At 29.4% G+C, this 20,389-nt stretch carries 20 protein-coding genes; 15 read left to right on the top strand and 5 right to left on the bottom strand.

Features of this window, described 5'->3' with window-relative positions:
* The first annotated feature begins 182 nt into the window (after window positions 1-182).
* The 9 genes from QMG30_RS12055 (at window position 183) to QMG30_RS12095 (ending at window position 11,318) form a co-directional block, all read left to right on the top strand.
* Entirely contained in the window at window positions 183-1,292 is a 1,110-nt protein-coding gene (locus QMG30_RS12055) for an ABC transporter substrate-binding protein (RefSeq protein ID WP_281815680.1), read from the top strand.
* Window positions 1,267-2,034 (top strand): ABC transporter permease, encoded by a 768-nt coding sequence (locus QMG30_RS12060; RefSeq protein ID WP_281815683.1) that lies wholly within the window; start codon window positions 1,267-1,269, stop codon window positions 2,032-2,034. The genes QMG30_RS12055 and QMG30_RS12060 overlap by 26 nt, the downstream gene beginning before the upstream one ends.
* Before the next feature lie 8 nt (window positions 2,035-2,042).
* Window positions 2,043-2,738, top strand: a complete 696-nt coding sequence (locus tag QMG30_RS12065) for an ABC transporter ATP-binding protein (protein WP_281815685.1) — start codon at window positions 2,043-2,045, stop codon at window positions 2,736-2,738.
* Between the two features lie 98 nt (window positions 2,739-2,836).
* On the top strand, window positions 2,837-4,609 hold the full coding sequence (locus QMG30_RS12070) for a glycerophosphodiester phosphodiesterase (RefSeq protein ID WP_281815686.1): 1,773 nt from the start codon (window positions 2,837-2,839) through the stop codon (window positions 4,607-4,609).
* 228 nt (window positions 4,610-4,837) lie between these two features.
* Entirely contained in the window at window positions 4,838-5,656 is an 819-nt protein-coding gene (locus QMG30_RS12075; RefSeq protein ID WP_281815688.1) for a hypothetical protein, read from the top strand.
* A 232-nt stretch (window positions 5,657-5,888) separates the two neighbouring features.
* Window positions 5,889-7,970 carry a 5'-nucleotidase C-terminal domain-containing protein gene (locus tag QMG30_RS12080; protein WP_281815690.1) on the top strand — a complete coding sequence of 694 codons (2,082 nt, stop codon included), beginning with the start codon at window positions 5,889-5,891 and terminating at the stop codon, window positions 7,968-7,970.
* A gap of 85 nt (window positions 7,971-8,055) precedes the next feature.
* A complete protein-coding gene (locus tag QMG30_RS12085) occupies window positions 8,056-9,252 on the top strand; it encodes a YibE/F family protein (RefSeq protein ID WP_281815692.1) in 1,197 nt (398 codons plus the stop codon).
* 3 nt (window positions 9,253-9,255) lie between these two features.
* A complete protein-coding gene (locus tag QMG30_RS12090; RefSeq protein ID WP_281815694.1) occupies window positions 9,256-9,930 on the top strand; it encodes a hypothetical protein in 675 nt (224 codons plus the stop codon).
* A gap of 707 nt (window positions 9,931-10,637) precedes the next feature.
* A complete protein-coding gene (locus tag QMG30_RS12095) occupies window positions 10,638-11,318 on the top strand; it encodes a hypothetical protein (RefSeq protein ID WP_281815696.1) in 681 nt (226 codons plus the stop codon).
* Between the two features lie 204 nt (window positions 11,319-11,522).
* Here QMG30_RS12095 and QMG30_RS12100 read toward each other — a convergent pair whose 3' ends face one another.
* Genes QMG30_RS12100 through QMG30_RS12110 form a run of 3 tightly spaced genes read right to left on the bottom strand, consistent with a single transcriptional unit; the run spans window position 11,523 to window position 12,597 of the window.
* Complete coding sequence (locus QMG30_RS12100) at window positions 11,523-12,095, bottom strand: manganese catalase family protein (RefSeq protein WP_281815697.1); 573 nt, start codon at window positions 12,093-12,095, stop codon at window positions 11,523-11,525.
* 11 nt (window positions 12,096-12,106) lie between these two features.
* The gene (locus QMG30_RS12105) at window positions 12,107-12,355 is read right to left on the bottom strand and encodes a spore coat protein CotJB (protein WP_281815698.1); all 249 of its coding nucleotides are present in this window, start codon (window positions 12,353-12,355) and stop codon (window positions 12,107-12,109) included.
* Window positions 12,355-12,597, bottom strand: coding sequence for a spore coat associated protein CotJA (locus QMG30_RS12110; protein WP_281815699.1), 243 nt, complete (start codon window positions 12,595-12,597; stop codon window positions 12,355-12,357). Before QMG30_RS12110 ends, QMG30_RS12105 begins: the two co-directional genes overlap by 1 nt.
* Before the next feature lie 208 nt (window positions 12,598-12,805).
* Here QMG30_RS12110 and QMG30_RS12115 point away from each other — a divergent pair, with 208 nt between their 5' ends.
* Window positions 12,806-13,270, top strand: a complete 465-nt coding sequence (locus QMG30_RS12115; RefSeq protein ID WP_281815701.1) for a hypothetical protein — start codon at window positions 12,806-12,808, stop codon at window positions 13,268-13,270.
* A gap of 9 nt (window positions 13,271-13,279) precedes the next feature.
* Here QMG30_RS12115 and QMG30_RS12120 read toward each other — a convergent pair whose 3' ends face one another.
* On the bottom strand, window positions 13,280-14,137 hold the full coding sequence (locus QMG30_RS12120) for an AraC family transcriptional regulator (RefSeq protein ID WP_281815703.1): 858 nt from the start codon (window positions 14,135-14,137) through the stop codon (window positions 13,280-13,282).
* 199 nt (window positions 14,138-14,336) lie between these two features.
* Here QMG30_RS12120 and QMG30_RS12125 point away from each other — a divergent pair, with 199 nt between their 5' ends.
* Window positions 14,337-15,680, top strand: a complete 1,344-nt coding sequence (locus QMG30_RS12125) for an MFS transporter (RefSeq protein ID WP_281815705.1) — start codon at window positions 14,337-14,339, stop codon at window positions 15,678-15,680.
* A 67-nt stretch (window positions 15,681-15,747) separates the two neighbouring features.
* Here QMG30_RS12125 and QMG30_RS12130 read toward each other — a convergent pair whose 3' ends face one another.
* Window positions 15,748-16,485 carry an HAD-IB family hydrolase gene (locus QMG30_RS12130; RefSeq protein ID WP_281815707.1) on the bottom strand — a complete coding sequence of 246 codons (738 nt, stop codon included), beginning with the start codon at window positions 16,483-16,485 and terminating at the stop codon, window positions 15,748-15,750.
* Between the two features lie 188 nt (window positions 16,486-16,673).
* Between QMG30_RS12130 and QMG30_RS12135 the strand changes: the two genes are divergently transcribed.
* The 4 genes from QMG30_RS12135 (at window position 16,674) to QMG30_RS12150 (ending at window position 19,988) form a co-directional block, all read left to right on the top strand.
* Window positions 16,674-16,856 carry a ribbon-helix-helix protein, CopG family gene (locus tag QMG30_RS12135; RefSeq protein WP_281815708.1) on the top strand — a complete coding sequence of 61 codons (183 nt, stop codon included), beginning with the start codon at window positions 16,674-16,676 and terminating at the stop codon, window positions 16,854-16,856.
* Between the two features lie 81 nt (window positions 16,857-16,937).
* Window positions 16,938-17,066, top strand: coding sequence for a hypothetical protein (locus tag QMG30_RS12140; RefSeq protein ID WP_281815710.1), 129 nt, complete (start codon window positions 16,938-16,940; stop codon window positions 17,064-17,066).
* A 166-nt stretch (window positions 17,067-17,232) separates the two neighbouring features.
* A complete protein-coding gene (locus QMG30_RS12145; RefSeq protein WP_281815711.1) occupies window positions 17,233-18,042 on the top strand; it encodes a TIGR00266 family protein in 810 nt (269 codons plus the stop codon).
* A gap of 833 nt (window positions 18,043-18,875) precedes the next feature.
* Complete coding sequence (locus QMG30_RS12150; protein ID WP_281815713.1) at window positions 18,876-19,988, top strand: anaerobic sulfatase maturase; 1,113 nt, start codon at window positions 18,876-18,878, stop codon at window positions 19,986-19,988.
* The last annotated feature ends 401 nt before the right edge of the window (window positions 19,989-20,389 follow it).

Below are 20,389 nucleotides of genomic sequence, written 5' to 3' on the forward strand. Positions count from 1 at the left end.
GTCTTAATCTTTTAGTCAAAATTAAAAAAAAGTAAAATAAATGATATCGAATATCAAAATTTGTGTTATAATAATAAATTATATATACAATATATAAAATACAAATAACAGTATATTATTATGTTAATAGTATTTGGCTATACCTATTAATATAATCAATTTATAAGGAAGGATTTATTATTATGAAAAATTTAAGTAAGATTGTAACTATATTGTTAACTCTTGTACTTATATCAACTTTATTCGTTGGTTGTAAGTCTAGTAAAAAAGATGTAGAGAATGATAAGTATAATCAAGAGCAAGAAAAAGGTGAAGTAGAAGATGACAAATCAAAAGATGATGCAGATAAAGAAGGTACTGACAAAGAAACAGATACAAGTGAGAATGATAAAGAAGCTACAGTTATAAAAGTTGCGGCTTTAAAAGGGCCTACAGGAATGGGTATGGCAAAATTAATGGATGATGTAGATTCTGGTGAATCAGCACTAAAATGTGAATTTACTTTAAGTGGTGCTCCAGATGAATTAACAGGAAAAATAATCAGTAATGAAGTTGACTTAGCGTGTGTACCAACAAACCTAGCATCAGTACTATATAATAAATCAAAGGGTCAAATAAAACTAGCAGCAGTTAATACACTAGGCGTATTATATGTCATGGAAGTTGGGGATGAGATTAAAAGTGTAGAAGACTTGAAAGGTAAAGAAATCTATACTAGTGGTAAAGGTTTAGTTCCAGATTATATATTGCAATACATATTAAAGGAAAACAATCTTGACCCTGAAAAAGATGTTACTCTTAATTACACTATGCAACATGCAGAAGTTGCTACAACTGTTATATCAGGAGATAATAAATTAGCTATGTTACCACAACCTTTTGTTACTACAGTTTCTATGAAAAACAAAGATGCAAGGATAGCACTTGATATAACTGAAGAATGGAAAAAAATTCAAGGAGAAGATAGTCCTTTAGCTATGGGATGTATCATTGTCAATTCAGAATTTGCGGCTAATAATAAAGAATTGGTTGCTGATTTCTTAGAAGAGTACAAGCAGTCAGTAGAGTGGGTTAATGCTAACGCTGAAGAAGCTGGAAAAGTAATAGAGAATCAAGGCATTATTAATAACGCTAAGATTGCAGAAACTGCTATACCTAATAGTAACATTGTTTTCATAACTGCTGAAGATGCAAAAGAGACTCTACAAAATTTATATGAAATATTATTTGAGTTTAATCCAACATCTGTAGGAGGAAAATTACCTGATGGAGACTTCTATTACAAAGAATAGACGAATAGTATATAAGATTATAGCATTTATTTTTTGGATATTAGTATGGGAGATTATCGCTTTACTTATTAATAAGGAGATATATCTTCCTACTCCTTATAATACATTTAAGGTATTAGTGAGTGAAATTAAGACAGCAATGTTTTGGCAGACAGTCTTTTCTACTATTTTTAGAGTTGCCATTGGCTTTTTTATAGCTTGTATAATAGGAATAATCTTTGGAATAATATGTGGTGTTAATAAATTTATATATGAAATTCTTAATTTGATAATAGTTGCAGTTAAATCAACACCAGTTATGTCATTCATACTTATAGCTGTAATATGGTTTAAATCGGATAATGTACCAATATTCATATGTTTTTTGATGTGTTTCCCAATCATATGGACTTCAGTTGTTGGTGGTATCAATAATATTGATAAAAGATTAATTGATATGGCATATGTCTATAAAGTAGATAAAAAATATATAGTAAAAGATATTTATATACCTTCAATTGTTCCTTATATAACAACTGCAATGATAACATCATTAGGTCTAGGCTGGAAAGTTACAGTTGCAGCAGAAGTATTGAGTAGCCCGAAATTCTCAATAGGAACTAAATTATATGATGCAAAAGTCTATGTTGAATCTGAGCAATTATTTGCTTGGACTATAGTTGTTATTGCCTTAAGTTTAATTTTAGAATATATATTTAAATATTTGCTTAGAAAAATACTACCAGTACGTATACAAAAGTAGGTGTTATGATGATCAGACTAAAAAATATTAGCAAGGCATTTGATGATTTGGTTATATTCAAAGATTTCAATATGGATATTGAAAAAGGTAAAATCATTTGTTTTTTAGGAGCATCTGGATGTGGAAAAACAACACTTCTCAATATTATTTCAGGAACTCTAGAATATGATATAGGATCTATTGAGGGGACTAGTGATAATGTATCCTACATTTTTCAAGATACTAGATTATTACCTTGGGCGACTATTGAAGATAATATAACATTTGTATTAAAGAGTAATAATGAAATAGATGCTAAGAAGTTGGCGAAGAAATATATAGATATAGTTAAACTCACTCAATTTTGTAAGTATTATCCAAAGCAATTAAGCGGTGGTATGAAACAAAGAGTTTCAATAGCAAGAGCATTCGCTTATAAGGCAGAAATGCTTCTTATGGATGAGCCATTTCAAGGTTTGGATTATGATTTGAAAATAGAGTTGATAAATGCTTTTTTAGAATTGTGGGAGGAAGACAACAGAACAGTTGTATTTGTAACACATGATATAGATGAAGCATTATTATTAGCGGATAAGATATATATATTAGAAGGTAGGCCAGCAAAAATAAAGAAGGAATTATCAATTGATATTCCTAAGAGGGATAGAATGGTTAAAAAGGAGTCATTGGATAACTATAGAGAGATGATAACCAAAATAGATTAAGTAAGCAATGGTTATTACAATCAATTTAGCTATCGGATATTCTTAACTCTTAAATGTCATTTGTTTATAAGTATAGATAGTATATCGGAGGAACTTAATTGAATTGTAAGAAGTTTAGGTTAGAAGAAAAATATAAAAGTACATTTACAAGTTTTAAAAGAAATTTCTGGTCTTTTATAAAATATCAGATAGTTGCAAAAGTGTTGGTTACAATTGTTCTTATTCCAATATTCAAAGAACTATTCAAACTTATTTTAAAGAGTAAAGGGTTAAGTATACTTCTGAATGGAGTAATACTTAAATTTGTTTTATCTCCTCAAGGTTTTATAAGTGCTATTTTAATTACTATATTTGCAACATTAGTTCTACTAATAGAATATGGTGGAATAATAATTATTAGTTATGAAGCTTCTAGTAATAAACATCCAAGCACACTTTTTAATGTATTGAAGTTAAGCATTAAGAGATTTAAGAATCTTTTGGGTTTTGGTGGATTAACTATACTGACATATGTAGTAATCATTTTTCCATGGTTGGATATGGGATATCATACTAGTCTATTAACTTCTTTACAGATACCCAATTTTATTAGAGCATATATCAACAATAATCAATTTTTATATGTTACTATGAAAATAGGTACAGTAATAGTATTCATATTATCCATAGGCTTTATATTTTCTATGGAAATAATTATGTTAGAAAATAAGTCGGCTTTACAGGCTATGAAAAAAAGTTTTCATTTGGTTAAGAACAATTTTAAATTAGTAATAAAAAGTTTTGTGATTACTATAGTATTGATGATAGTAGTCAGTTTAGGTATTTTCGGTAGTATTGCAATATCATTTCCTATGATTTCATTAGATAATTCTGTTACCAATATTCTTATTAATGGAGTAGTTCTATTTCTGGGGCTTTTTCTTTATTTGATAAGTTTTTTGATCATACCATATATAATTCATCATTTTACTTGTCTATATTTAAGTGTAAATAGTTCACCTATAGATTTATCAATAAAAACTAAAGTAACAAAATTATCCATAATAGATAAGGTATTCAATAACAAAAAAGCCATTAAAATTTTGATAACTTTATCGTTCTGTGTAGTATTAGTAATAACAAAATACATTCTAGCAGATTTAGCAAGTACGCATTACCATGTAGAAGTGACTGCACATAGGGGAAGTTCAATAGAAGCTCCAGAAAATACATTATCAGCTATAGGTAAAGCCATTGAAAACAAAGCCGATTTTGTAGAAATAGATGTACAAGAAACAAAAGATGGTGTAGTAGTAGTTTACCATGATAAAAGTCTCAAAAGAATCACTGGATCTAATAAAAAATTATATAATACCAATTATGATGAGATTAAACAACTAGATGCAGGGAGTTGGTTTGGTAAAGAATTTAAAGGTGAGAAGATTCCTACTCTAAAAGAAGTAATAGATTATTCAAGAGGGAAAATTTCATTAAACATCGAGTTGAAGCAAAGAGGAAAAGGTAGAGATTTAGTCAAAAAAGTGGTAGAAATCATTAATAATAAAAAAATAGTAGATTCTTGTGTTGTAACATCACTAGATTATGACTTATTAAAACAAGTTGAAAGGTTAAATAGTAATATAAAAACTGGCTATATAATGTTTGTAGCTATAGGTGATATAAACAGTATTAAAGATGTGGATTTTTATAGTATTGAAGAAAGTTATTTAGATGAGAATTTCGTTCTAAAAGCACATTTAATCAATAGGGATGTACATGTATGGACAGTAAATGAAACTGAAAAGATGAAGGAATTTATTGAAATGGGTGTAGATAATATCATAACTGATTATGATAAGCAATTAGTAAAAGTGCTAAAAGCATATAATTAGCTGTTATAATCCTTTATTTATTGGTGGAAAAGTTGAGTTGATTATTAGTAGTTATTCCATATATTAAGTAGTATATTATGTTTTTGTGTTATTTTTATGTTAAATATTTTTATCAAATGACGATATATATATAAGATACAACTTAATCACTATAGAATATATTAGTTATATAAGATAGTGGAAAAGTTGAGTGATAACATAAAATTTAAGATACTAAGAGGTGGAAGTATGAATATTAATTTGAATAATAGTAATAGTGTTAATACATATTTTAATAATAATACTAATAATAATGCTATTACTAATAATGCTAATGGTAAAAAAAATACTCTTGTTTCCAAATTACAAAAGCAAATGACAGCGATAGATAAAAATATTGCTGGTGTTCGAGAAAATGAAAAGTTATCTGCTTACGATAAAAAAGAAAAGATTAAGCAACTAGAGGAACAGAAACAAGAATTGCTTGAAAGAATCAACGAAGAAAAAATTAAAGAAAAAATGAATGAGACAGAAAAGAAAATTGAAGAAGCAGAAGAAATTGAAGAAAAAAGAAGAGAGAAAGAGAAAAGGCCAGCTACTCCTTTAGAAGAAATTAAAGCTGAACTAGGAATAGAAGTATCTTCTAAAAATATGATAAAAGCTTCAAGATCATTGGATGTAGCTAACAATAAGTTAAAAATAGCATCAGACCTCAGACAAGAAGCTAAGGTATTACAGGTAGAGTATGAGACTGACATAGGTAGAGGACAAAGTGTAGGATTGTCAGATTATAGAGTCAAAAGGGTAGCCAAACTACGTTCTAGGGCTGATAAAGTACAGAATGAAGCAATGGAAACTCTAGGAAAGACTAACAAGATAATCAAAGAGACAAGAGAGTCATTAGAAAAGGTAAAAGATAAAAACGAAGAGATAAATAATAAAGTAGAAGAAGATAAAAAATTAGAAGAAAATAAAAATGAAAAAATGATTTCTACTAGCGATAATAAAGGAAGTATAGATCAAAGAAAGCAAAATCCTATAGGTAAAAATGTTGATGTGAAATTATAATAAACAAAAGCAAAGATATTTAAAAAAGATGTCTTTGCTTTTTTATTATCTATAAATCCGGACAATATGTCGAATAAAGTTAATAAATGTCAAAATATAAGTTTAATAAAACTTAAATAAAGTATCAAATTATTGATATATATTAGAATTAGGGTTATAATTAAATGGATGGCGATAGCTATCAAAAGTTATGTGTGTTCCAATAATCAAAATACTGAAGGAGTGATTTTTAGTGAAAATCAGAAAACCCTTAACACTTCTAGTTGCTGTTCTAATGATAACAAGTATGTTTGCATCATCAGCATTAGCTAAAGAAGTGTATACCGTAAAACCAGGAGATGTTTTATGGAAGATTGCTGAACAATATGACACAACTTGGGAAGAGATAGCAGAATTTAACGAATTAAGTAATCCTCATTTGATTTACCCTGAACAAAAATTGGAAATACCTAGCAAAGAGCAAATCGTAGAAGAACCAGTAGTAGAGGAGCCTGTTGTTGAAGAACCGGTAGCAGAGGAACCAGTAGTAGAAGAACCTGTTGCAGAAGATCCGGTAGTTGAAGAAGGCAAAAAGATAACTGTTCTAGGAACCAGTGATGTTCATGGACGTATTTATGCGTATGAATATGCAACAGATAGTCCTGATGCTGATGCAGGATTCGCAAAACTCCAGACACTTATAAAACAAGAAAAAGCAAAAGACCCTAATGCAATATTATTAGACTGTGGAGATACAGTTCAAGATAATAGTGCTGAACTTTTTAATGATCTTCCAGTCCATCCAATGGTACAAGCTATGAATAGTATTGGTTATGACTTATGGACACTTGGAAATCATGAGTTCAATTTTGATAAATCTTTCTTAGATAGAAATATTGATGCATTTAGTAACAATGTATTAGCTGCTAATATATATAAAGAAGATGGTACTCGTTATGTTGAACCTTATAAGATATTTGAAAAAGATGGTGTTCGTATTGCAGTAGTAGGCCTACTACCACCTCATATTCCAAGATGGGAAGCAAGTGCGCCAGAACATTTTCAAGGATTAACTTTTACTCAACCTGTAGAAGAAGCCAAAAAGGTAGTAAAAGAATTACAAGGTAAATATGATATTCTAGTTGGAGCATTCCATATTGGACCTGATGGAGAATATGGAAGCCAAGGTGCTTTAGAGATAGCAGAAGCAGTTCCAGAGTTCAATGTAATATTCTGTGGACATGCTCATTCTAAATTCTCAGATAAAGAAGTTAATGGAACTAAATTAATTGAACCCGGTTGTTATGGTTGGGCTCTTGCCAAAGCAGAAATTACTGTGGGTAAATATGGTAACGGATATGTAGTCGAAGATGTGACAGTAGAGAATATTGAAACTGCAGAAGTTGAAGAAGATAAAGATATATTGAATGAATTTGAATTCGTACATAAAAAATCTGTTGAAGATGCTAATATAGTAGTTGGTCAAATCGAAGAAGATTATGTTAAAAACGTTGACTATATTACTGGAGATGCAAAAGTAACTACAATGCCTACAGCTCAGGTAGAAGATACAGCATTAATGGATTTAATTAATGAAGTGCAATTATTCTATTCAGGAGCTGATATAAGTTCCGCAGCAGCTTTTAAAAACGATATGAACTTGGTTAAAGGTGAATTCAAGAAAAAAGACGTAGCTAACATATATAAATATACTAATACTTTAATCGGTGTAAATATCACTGGTGAGAATTTAAAGAAATACATGGAATGGTCTGCAAGCTATTATAATACATATAAAGAAGGCGATGTAACAGTAAGTTTCAATCCTGATATAAGAGGATTCAATTATGATATGTTTGCTGGCGTAGACTATGATATTGATATATCTCAAGAAGCAGGTAACAGAATTAAGAATCTTACATTTAAAGGTGAGCCTGTTAAAGATGATGAAATATATAAATTAACAATTAATAATTATCGTTTTGGTACATTAAAGAATGAAGGATTTGCTACAGATGAAGATGTATTCTATGATTCATATGAATTAATACAGGATGCTGGACGTATACGTGCACTTATAGTTAAGTACATCCAAGAAGAAAAAGAAGGTAAAGCAGTTCCAACAGTTGATAATAACTGGAAGATAATTGGTATTGATCTTGAAAATGCATATAAGGATACAGTATTTGAAATGATTAAAAGTGGTGAATTGACAATTCCTACATCAGAAGATGGAAGAACACCTAATGTTAAATCAATTAATGCAAATGATTTGATTGAAGAGGGTAAATTAGAAGAAATAAAAACTGATGAAGAACTGCCAAAAGCTTCATAAAATAACGAGATTATTAGTGTAGGAGCTGTATATATTACAGCTCCTTCTAAATATTTATCTTACAATATACGGAAAGGGCGAGCTTATGAAAAAATACTTACCTATCATTGGATTTATATTATTAGCAGCATTAATCATTATTATATCTCCTATGTTCAAGATTAATAGTAATCAGCCTAATTATTTTAAACAAGATTTTGAAGATGCAAGAGTATTAGAAGTCATTAGTGAAGAGGTAGATGAGGATCCTGCATTTGATGGACTATATTTGGGTACTCAAGTAGTTAAAATAGAAGTGTTAACAGGTAAATACAAAGGTCAATCATTCAAAATCAAGAATCCCCTTAGCAGAAATCATAATGTCTATGTTAAGAAAGATGATGTTGTTATTGCAAGTGTAGATGAATCTCTTGAAGATATTGTATGGATATATAATTATAAGAGAGAGCCCTTACTATATATTCTAGTTGCAATATTCTTTATTCTATTAATACTACTTGGACGTATGCAGGGAGTGTATTCTATAATATCGTTAATTTTCACTGGTATCATGATAGTGTTTTTTATGCTTCCACTCATATTCCAAGGTAATAATCCCATAGTAGTAACAATAATAACGGCTTGCATTATTATAATAGCTTCGTTTCTATTGATAAGTGGATTTAATCTTAAGACATTTAGTGTTATTCTTGGAACTATTATCGGTGTAGTTATTGCAGGAATTATTTCATATGTTTCCGGTAATTTAGCACATCTATCGGGAATAACAATGGATAAAGGACAAGAACTGGTTTATGTTGCTATGGATTATAAGATACAGATCAGTGGGTTGATGTTCTCGGCTATCTTGATTGCTTCTCTTGGAGCGGTTATGGATGTAGCTATGTCAATTACATCTTCTATATTTGAGATACATAAAACAAATCCAATGTTATCAAGTAAGCAATTATTCAAATCAGGTATGAATATCGGTAAAGATGTTATGGGAACCATGTCTAATACTTTGATATTAGCTTTTGCTGGAAGCTCTCTTAATAGTATTATGCTTATATGGGGGTACCAGATGGGAAGAAAACAGTTCATGAATATACCTTTTATAGGAACAGAGATCATTCAAGGTCTATCAGGAAGTATAGGTATCGTTCTTACAGTTCCAATAACTGCATTAATATCAGTTATGTTGCTTACTAGAAGTGCCAATAAGAAAAAAAGTTATAATAAGAGTATCAGCAGAAAAAAATATAAAGGTAAGAATAAAAAGAATAAAAAGAATAAGAGGTAAACAATGAAATATTGGAATGAGATTCAAAAAGACGCTTTTTCCTATTTCGGATTTTTTAGTAAAGAAAAAGCAAGGTTACTAATAAATACTATCCCTAATCTAAGTGTATTTAGTATAAATGGGTTATTAACAAGTGGTGGTAAAGTATTTCTAGAAAAATGTGCTTATGATATTAGCCAAATTTTTCAAAGAAATGATTTAAGTAAATTAAAGTTTTATTTGTTTGTTAATATTGAGCTTGATGATAATTCTTCTAGAATAGAGAAGTATAAAAAAGTTTGGAAATTACTTCAACCTAAATGGCAACTTGATGAATTTATTAAAGGCCCGGAAGTTGAAATTAAATTAGGTGAGAAGATATTTTATTCTAGTGTAGCACAGTTTAGTGTTAATAACTTTTTAACTGCATTAGAAATAGTAGCTTCAAACCCACAAAGGAATACTATAATTGCAACTAATAAAAATGATATGTTAACAGAGAAATTAATTACACATCTATTTAATTTATCATTTTATAGTAGTTTAGGTAGTGACTATAGTAAAATAGATTATTTTAACCTTAGTTTAAATAGAGGAATAGAAGATATAATATTTAGATGGGGAAATTCATCTGAAGAAGCAGAATTAGCATTAATATTTAATGAAAATATGTTTAATATTTTTCAATCATTGTTTTAATATGCAATAAATATATAACTTTATGCATAAGATATAATGTTTGTTATTGAATAAAAAAACTGATTTAAAGAAAATATATGTTCGTAAAAACAAAAAAGCTAGATTATTGCAGTAGCAATACTAGCTTTTTCTATATTGATAATATATATGGAATAGTAAAATCACTATATTATTAATACTATTTCTTTTTACTTAATCACTTAATATCATTGAGGGATTTACCAAATCGTTGAAAATGAATTACTTTCCTTTGATGACGTAATAATTTGTTCTTCTTAAGCAAATCTGTAATAGACTTATTTAACGAACAATAATTGTTCAGATTATTTAACATGAACTAGTTCTTCAGTTTCATAATGTTATAGGTATTGGAAGTAATTTATAAAATATTCATTTTTGATGAAAAATTTGAAATAAATTAGATTATAATGTAAATTAGATATATTTACAAATAATTTTATTTTGGGGGTTGAATAGTTAGACAATTAGTTGTATAATATGATTTGTAAATTATATTATACAACAAGGAGGATGATTTTGAAAAAAATAAATATTCCGTATTATTACTAGATATAATATTAAATATACTAACAATATCTATATTGACAGAAATTAAATTTAGTTAAAAATTTTGGCCAATTGAAAAAAACTAAATACCCAGAAAAATATTAATAAACTATATGAAAAATAATTAGGAGGTTACAGGTATGAAAATAAAAGGATTAAAAAAAATGGTTAGTTGCATGTTAATTTTAAGTATGGTATTTACATTATCTTTTGCAAGTTACGCATCTGAAGAGCATGATGAGTTTGAATCTTTTAAAATAAGTAATGGTAGTGGATATGCAGGAAGAGCTGGTGTAAGGTTAACAGCTGGGGCAGAAGCAGATATTAACGTAAGTATGAAAGTTAAAACTGTAACACAAGATCAATTAATAGAGTTTATCAAAACACATAAAGACAAGCTTACTGTTGAACAATATGCTGAAATTACTGAGCATAGTTCATTTACAGAAAGTGGCATGGGTGGAAATCTTTTCAATTGTTTCTTTAGTGTAATTTATGGTGATGGTACTGATGATTATTTCGCAAATGCAAGAAGTAAAGACGTACTTATAGAAGAACAAGAAGATAAAGAATTATTAAAAGAGATTAGAGATATGACTGAACATGAATATGAATTAACAGGTACTCTTAAAGCTAAAGGACTTAGCTACATACCTACAGAAGCATATTGTTTCGTAGAAGTAACAAGAATAGAATTCAAAGATGGATCAACTCTAAAAGTAATCAATACAAATGGTGATATAGCAGCAGGCGATGGATCTACTGATGCTGTAGTTGGTGCAGATGATAATCCACCATTAAATTTAATTCCTCTAGATTAATAATCGGAGTAACTGTGAAAATATAAAGTTTAGATGCTATAAGATACAAATATATTAAGGGACTGGCTTTTGAGTCAGTCCTAATATATTTGTAGCAAAGTTCATATTATGATAACAAGCAAAATAAAAAGCTAGATTATTGCAGCATGCAATTCTAGCTAATAATTATTTATAGTGAATTTATATGTAATAGTCACTATGTTATTAATAGTATTTTTTCTTACTTAATTCATTTTGTACATCATCAAGAGCTTCACCGAATCGTTGAAAATGAATAACTTCTCTTTGACGTAAGAATTTCAATGGTTCTATTAGATCTGGATCATCAGTAAGATTCATAAGATGCTCATAAGTAGCTCTAGCTTTTTGTTCAGCTGCAAGGTTCTCATGTAAATCCGTAATAGGGTCACCTAATGAACCTATACCTGCAACAGTAAATGGAACTCCACTAGCGTCAGTAGGGAAAAGACCATGATTATGTTGAGCATAGTGAGCAGATAATCCTGCATCTTTGATTTCTTGTATAGTAGCTCCTTTTAGGAGTTGGTAGATCATTGCGGAGATAATCTCTACATGAGCAAGTTCTTCAGTCCCGATATCAGTAAGTAATCCTTTAGTCTTATTAGTAGGCATAGCATATCTTTGGTTAAGATAACGAATCGCTGCACCTAATTCTCCATCCGGTCCACCATATTGAGTAACTAATAGTCCTGCCATTCTTAAATCCTTGTGTTTAATATTAACTGGGAATTGCAATCTTTTTTCATATAACCACATAAACTAACCTCCTATTCATTTTCCCATGGCCATGGTCCATCTAACCATTCCCACGGATATTTACTTGGGCTCATACCAAAATTAACTAGAGGACCAACATTCAATTCATACATACGTCTTTTGTTTTCATACTCTCGTTGTATCATATTATAATCCGAGAGTGCTTTTTTACAATCTGGGTGAGTATCTAAATATAAGTTAAGGTCTAGAGTGGCAAATCCTAATTGTTGTATTTCCCTCATTAACTTTTTATCGTACATTAACGACGCCTCCAATCTTGATAAGGTTGGTATAGATTAGGGAACATGCTTCCTCTATGGAATCCTTCTTGTAAAGGGACTAGTCCTACATATGGTTGATTGGGAATATAAGCAGTTGCTAATCTGATTTCATGTTTTTCCATAGAATCATCTTTATCATTATTTGGTTTTTTTGGGGCTTGCATCCTATTATTGGGACGTTCTGATAAAATAGGTCTTCTATTATTATACATATCTCTCATAAAATACTCCTTAATTAATGTCTATAAATTAACATATGATACTTGATATGGATTGGTGTTTTTCCAAATAAAATATGTTTAGATAAAATACATATAATTATAACTTTACTAATTTAAATTTAATTAGTATAATTATGATAGAAATAGAATGTATAAATAAAAAATAATTAGAGAGAAATAAATACACAACATGTTATTGGAGGACAATATGGATCCACAAAAGAGTGATAAGATATTTTTGGAAGTCATTGCAATTTTAGCAATCATATTATTCATTTCCAATATTGGTAAAGATAACACTAAAGATGATAGTCAGGCAATAACATTTTTTAAGGATTTAAATACATTGGAAAGTAAGGATATGCAAGATATACAAATTGTTGATAGGGAAAAGCCATCAGATATAATTATAATAGATAGACAAGATGATATCAAAGAAATACTGGATTTCTTCAAATCTTGTAGTTTTACTTCTGATAATGAAATAGAATTAGATGATAATTTGGAAGAGCCTTTGTACAATATCAATTATGTGCAAAAGGGTTATTATGCTTCATTAACTATTTCTATATATAAGGATAAAATTTATACGTCAGTATCATCATTTAAAGTTAAGCAACAAAAAGTTAGAGAGTTCATTAAGATATTCAATAAAGTTACAAGCAACAACTAAGTACTGTAATCATAAATAATAAAATCTTTTGAATTCAGAGGGTGTATGGCCTGTTATTTTTTTGAATTGCTTAGAAAAAGTGTATGAATCTGGGTATCCTAGTTCTAAAGATATCTCTTTTACTGATAAATTACTGGATGATAGTAATTTTTGTGCAGCATTGATTCTACGATTAAGGATATAATTGCCTGGAGATATCCTATACTGTTTCGTAAAAAGCTTTCTGAATTTCTCATAACCCATATTAACGTATTGTGCTACATCTTCAACAGAAATTCTATTAGTAATATGTTCCTCTATATATTTAATGCTCATCGCCAATATGTTCATTTCATCTGTTGTTGTTCTATTGATTCTATCAAGATATGTCGCTTTTGAGATAATAGCGATAGCTTCATTCATAAGTAATGGAAGCTCTATTCTATTAGCTTTATCCAATCTATGATGAAAATCCAACATCTGTTGAATAAGTTCGAAATCATGTCCAGGGGTCAATACTGGTTTATCAGGAGAAAAAACATATATTTCAGCTAAACTATTAAATACTTTATGGCCTATAGAAAGATATAATTCGCTCCAATCATCAGTAGTAACTATAGTACTATGAGTCTTATTAGGAAATCTTTGGACAAAATCTCCTGATTCTATTGGAATTTCTTTTCCGTTAATATCTTTGTATATACCTTTACCAGATAAAACAAATAAACCATGATATTCACTAGGGGTATAGTCTATATGAGAACCAGTATGGCTATTTTTTCTAACATAACCGCTAAGTAATATACCAGTAGAATTATTGTTGCTTAATACTCTATGATGAGATTCATTATTAGGAAATTTTTTATGTACTATTTCTGCTATATTCATATTGCACATCCTCAACTCTATAATATAAAATTTATTTTACCACAAAAATAACTTATTACAACCATATTTTTTGTATAATTTTTGGACGAATAATCTATTACCAAAAATGACATTGTAAATACCATTATAAACATTTTTTTTATTAAGTAATGTGCGTATAATGCTTTTGAAATAAAGTTTGGAAATGAGGTGAAGCATAATGGGTTCACTTGTATTAAGTGTGCTAAAAAATAAGAAGTCTAGAAATTATAAGAACAAAGCTATTCTAGAGGGGGCTATGCATAAAAGTAGAAAATATTTTATCTTGGAAGGTGTAACAGGTATAGGACAAAACTCATTGACTGCAGGAGCTTTTTTGGCTGGTTTTATAGCACTTTTAAATGGTTCTGAACAAATTAATGGTATAGTTGCAGTCGTTCCAGCTACAGTAGGTTTACTTCAAATATTTTCCTCACTGATATTTGAAAAATTGGAAAGCAGGAAGAAGACAATTGTAAGTATGGCTATAGCTCTTAGATGTTTATTGTCACTAGTTTATTTTATTCCTATGTTATTAATACCGTTAGGATATGGATTACAAGCTTTTATTATCTGCTATATATTGGCTTATTCCATGAATGCACTTATATGTCCAGCATTATTTGATTGGTTGGTTAATGTTACGCCAATATCAATACGGGGACAATATCTAGCGTATAGAGATAAAATATCTTTAGGAGTTACTGCTATTTTAACAATTTTTCTAGGTAAAGTACTTGACTATTTTAAAGATGCAGGTAATCAAATGATAGGTTTTGCAGTAGTTGGAGTTATAATTGCTGTTTTAGGTTTTTTGAATGTTTATGCTTTGATGAATATTAGTGAGTACAAAGAGAATTATACAATAAAAAAATACAATTTGAAACAGGTACTGACTACACCATTAAAAAGTGTGTCATTCAGAAAAATAATAATGCTATTCGTATTATGGAATTTCGCTCTTCAAATAGGAGGTCCATATATTGCTATATACATGGTAACTAAGCTTAATTTAAAATATACATACATGATGACGTTGTCAGTAATTGCAACAGTAGTCAGAGTTATATTTGCTAATAAGTGGGGAAGTATTGCAGATAAAAGATCATGGTTTCTAAGCACTAAATGTTCTATAGGGATTTTAGCGGTTGTACATTTCACATGGGGATTTGTTAACGGTTCTAATTATGTTGTTCTTGCACCATTATTACATATACTATCTGGTATAGCATGGGGTGGAATAGGGATTTCTATGTTCAATATACAATTCTTATTTGCTAAAAAAGAAGGAAGGACAATGTACATTGGACTGAATGCTGCTATAGGTGGGATTGTTAGTGGTATAGCAGTTTGGATAGGTGGTAGATTGATTAAATTACTCGAATATAAAGAGTTAGTTATTTTTAATATACATATAAATAATATGCAGATAACATTTTTTATATCAGGATTATTATTACTGCTGTGTCCATTATTTATAAAAGTATTTATTGAAGATAAGAAATTACAACAAGAAACAGAATAGGCAAGGGGAAGTTTACTGATTCTATAATTAATAAACTTCCCTTATTAATTGAAATGTGGTAGGTTTACTAATTATTATTTTCAAAAATAATATCACAAGGGCTAAGTCTATAGACCATATCTTTTCTTTCAACTATAATTTTAGCTTTTGTACAAGTATTAGGATCGTTTTTCAGTTTTGCAACGAGTTCTTTTGTAGGATTTATAGCAATCGGATTAGCAACGGATTTCAACATGGAGAAATCACCAGCCGTATCACCATAGGCATAAGATTTGGATAGGTCGATATCATACTTTTCCACAAGATGATTTATAGCTTCTTTTTTGTTCTTGCTATCCCACATGGGATTCACTTCACCTGTGTATATATTATTTTTATCCGTTAAATATATTGAGCCCATAAAGTCATTGAACCCATGTTTTTTGGACATGGCGCTAACTAATTCATAAGGAGAACCTGATACAGTTATAACTTTATGACCTTGGTCAGTATGCCACTTGATTCTATTTCTTGTATAAGTGTAGACTCTGTCACCTTTTTGTTCAATAACCTTTCCGGCTATGAATTCGATCTGAGTTTTATGAAGACCTTTAATAGCATCAGTATAAATCTCTGCCATTTTCAGTAGGTAATCGTCATAATTACCAATACGTTTATCCCATTTAATATATTTTTCTCTAACCTCGTTGTACCATCTTTGTTTATCTATAATTTCAGATTTAATTAATTTCTTGAATATTTCAGTTATGAGTCCTTCTCTATAGAGAGTACCATCTATATCAAAGAAAGCTGCTATGTTACTCATGTTATGACCACCTTTCTTGTGTTTGTCATGTGCTTTATTATTTATTATACCTTATTTATATTAAAAACAGTACAGAAATAGATTATTTTAATGTAAATAAAATTATCTATACAAATTAAAATATAGGTTGGCTTTTTGTCATAGCTAATATATAATATTATTGTACTGACATAAAGCGAGGTGATAAGATGTCGCCAAAGAAAATGGGCCGACCACATTCTGAAAATCCTAAGAATATAAAATTACAGATTAGAGTAGATCAGGATACTATGGACATGCTTGATGAGTGCGCTGAGAGACTTAATAGTAATCGTTCTGATGTAGTTCGTAAGGGAATAAAGAAGATTGCTGATGACCTAGAGGTAAAATAAAAGAAGGAAAGACTTAGAAAATATAACCAAGAATAGAAATGGTAATAAAATATAAAAGGGAGTTTGAAAGGAAGCATCGTAATGACTAATTTCAACGATTATTTAGATGAGTGTATGAAAGACTCTGAATTAAAAAAGGAATACGATAATTTAGCTGTGGAATATGAGATAGACCAAGCAATGGTAGATGCTAGAAAAGAAAAAAACTAACTCATAGCCCTGTGGGAAACATGTTATTTCAAGCTATGATTATTTTTATATCATTTTATATTAATTATGATAAAAATAGTTTGCTTTCATTGCATTTACATATATTGAATTTATCTAATTTATTTGATATCATTTAAGAAAATAAAATAGTAAGGGAGAGTATATTATGTCATTAGCACATGAGATTGATTACAAGATTCAAGGGGATGATATGCAATTAGTTGAAATTGAACTTGATCCAAGAGAAAGTGTTATAGCTGAGGCAGGCGCTATGACTTATATGGATCAAGGGATAGAAATGGAGACAATATTCGGTGATGGCTCTAAAAATAATTCTAGTGGCTTCATGGGAAAATTAATGGGAGCAGGAAAACGAGTTCTTACTGGTGAAAGTTTATTCATGACAGTATTTACTAATACTTGGAATGATAAGAAACATGTTTCTTTTGCAGCTCCATATCCAGGTAAAATCATACCTATGGATTTATCGTATTACGGAGGAAAGATAGTTTGTCAGAAAGATGCATTTCTATGTGCGGCAAAAGGAGTTTCGGTAGGAATTGAATTCCAGAAAAAATTAGGAGTAGGTTTCTTTGGTGGAGAAGGATTTATCATGCAGAAACTGGAAGGTGATGGACTTGCTTTTGTTCATGCTGGAGGAACAGTTATAGAGAGAGAACTTATGCCAGGTGAAACTCTTAAGATAGATACAGGATGTTTAGTGGCTCTTACAAAAGATGTACATTATAATATAGAATATGTTGGTAAAATCAAAAGTGCTTTCTTTGGTGGTGAAGGTCTGTTTTTTGCAACAGTTACAGGACCAGGAAAAGTATGGATTCAATCATTACCATTTAGTAGATTAGCAGATAGAATGCTGAGTGCCGTTAGAGGAGTACCAGGTGGAAAATCAAAAGGTGAAGGCAGTGTACTAGATGTATTTGGAGGATTAGGTAATCTCTTTGATGGTGATTAATGATTTTTAGATTAATGTCATAAGTTGGATAAATACGTATAATATTTATCCAATTTATGATATAATAATATTAAATTAGTAGTGATTGAAGCTTATCATTGTTACAAAATTATTGGTGCAGAATTTATCTAGTGGTTTAAAGCCAGTTGTGACAAAGGTTTGAGCTAGCTCGTCCTACATAAAATTAACGATATTTTCGACATAATATATTAAAAATATTGAAAAGTCAACAAAATTTGTTGCAATGTAAAAATCAAGTAAAGCCTTGAAATTGGCGGGGTGTAGCTGTTGAGTCTGTATAAGTACATAATCCAGTAAAATAAGGATTGAAACGCTAAGGCATTGTGAGTATTAGGGTACTGTTTACTGAGTATAAGTACATAATCCAGTAAAATAAGGATTGAAACTCTGGGGCGCTCATGGTTGGTGTCATCCAGACGGTGTATAAGTACATAATCCAGTAAAATAAGGATTGAAACTTTCCCCCTTTGATATGTTTGTGTTGTAGTGTACATGTATAAGTACATAATCCAGTAAAATAAGGATTGAAACTCTATAGGTACGGAGATAGTTCTTACTTCCTAACCGAGTAGAAGTATATAATCAATATGTGTAAACAATAGAAAATAATAGTGAAACTATAATTAGAATTTCACTTATTGATTTCTATTTTTTTACCTTTCTTTAAAATAGAAATTAGTATATGGAGTAATACTAACTATCCCTTGAAATAATCAATAATAGCTGTTAAATATACAAAATAATGTTATAATAAGTAGAAAAGAGTCAAAAAGTGATCATATAGATTGACTAGATTATAAGGAGATGTTAGTATGCCACCACTTACGACGCTGATAAAACCAGCTTCAGGCAATTGTAATTTAAGGTGTAAATATTGTTTCTATTATGACGTAATGAACAGTAGAGAAGTCAAGAACTATGGGATAATGTCAGAAGAAACATTAGAAATATTAGTTAAAAAAGCTTTTGATTTTGCAGAGGGAATGGTAACATTCGCTTTTCAAGGGGGAGAACCTACATTAGCTACTTTAGATTTCTATAAAAAGCTGATAGAATTAGAAAAAAAATATAATAAGAATAATATAAAAGTCAATAATGCGATACAAACAAATGGAATGGTAGTTAATGATGAATGGGCTAAATTTTTCCATGACAATGAATTTCTAGTAGGTCTATCACTAGATGGTTATAAAGAAATCCATAATTTTTATCGTGTAGATGCTAATGGTGAAGGTAGTTTTAATAGAGTATTAAAGACTGCTAAGATATTTGATAAGTATAATGTAATGTATAATGTCCTTTGTGTAGTTAACAAACATATAGCTAAGCATGGAAGGAAAGTTTATAATTTCTATAAAAAACAAGGATTCAAATTCTTACAATTCATTCCATGCCTAGATGAAATAGGGGAAGAATTCGGTAAGAATCCATACTCTCTAACACCAAAAGACTATGAAATTTTTTTGAAGACATTATTTGATTTATGGTATGATGATTTTGTAAATGGCAATAGGATAAGCATTAGAATGTTTGATAATATCCTTCAGATTATATTGGGATATGAACCTGAGAGTTGTGATATGAGAGGACATTGTTCAGTCAGTTCAGTGATTGAAGCTGATGGTTCTGTTTATCCTTGTGATTTTTATGTTTTGGATGAATGGAAATTGGGTAATGTTGTTGATTCCAGTTTTGAGGAAATATTGAGTTCGGAAAAAGGCATACAATTTATAAAAGAATCAATAAATACAGATTCAAACTGTAATGATTGTGAATTTTACAATATTTGCCGTGGCGGATGCAAAAGACATAAAGAACCAAAAATCGATGGCAAATATACTAAAAATTATTTCTGTAGTGCATATAAAGAATTTTATAAATATACATTACCACGTTTTATGGAAATAGCTAGGAATATAAGATAATTAAGTAAAAAAATTTTAATGAAATTAATTAAAAAAGGTGTTTTTTAGCTAAATAAAAATAAATATATGATGAAATAACCGAAAGAGGTATTAGAGTAAAATCAATATCTCTTTTGTTTTATTAAGTTTTATTAAAAAATACTTCACTATATTAGATTCAACTGATTTTTATCGGTTACTATAATTATTCATTAGGTTGTTATAATTATTACATAAATGTAGAGGTGTGGATAAGTATAGTATGATTCATGAATTATTGTATACAATGCTACAAAAAAACAAAGTATCATTTTGAATAATTGTGCATAATATATAAAAAAGCTATTGACATATTGATACTTTCAGTATATATTAAGGGCATAGTTGATGTTGTAATAATAACACCCTTAGAAATAATTAAT

The organism is Vallitalea longa, assembly GCF_027923465.1.
Taxonomy (GTDB): Bacteria; Bacillota; Clostridia; order Lachnospirales; family Vallitaleaceae; genus Vallitalea; species Vallitalea longa.